The following is a 241-nucleotide window of genomic DNA, read 5'->3' as shown; positions in this document are numbered from 1 at the left end:
TGTCGTTGGAGAACGTGGTGTAAAGCTATCGGGCGGGCAAAGACAACGTGTGGCAATTGCACGAGTGTTTCTAAAGAATCCGTCGGTACTTATATTGGATGAAGCAACTTCGGCATTGGATTTAGAAAATGAAAGGTATATTCAAGAGGCGCTTCAGACGTTAGCTGCTGACAGGACGACGATTATAATCGCACATCGATTAGCGACGATTACGCATGTTGATACGATTATTTACATTGAA

At 43.2% G+C, this 241-nt stretch carries 1 protein-coding gene; it reads left to right on the top strand.

All coding sequences use genetic code 11. The features are described 5' to 3' along the window. Window positions 1-241: ATP-binding cassette domain-containing protein (locus SB717_RS39070; RefSeq protein WP_410908653.1), on the top strand; the 241-nt coding region annotated here is incomplete at both ends.

This window comes from Priestia sp. SIMBA_032, assembly GCF_046535215.1.
Taxonomy (GTDB): Bacteria; Bacillota; Bacilli; order Bacillales; family Bacillaceae_H; genus Priestia; species Priestia aryabhattai.
The sequence above is the reverse complement of the archived record's forward strand: the minus strand, read 5'-3'. Positions and strand labels throughout refer to the sequence as shown.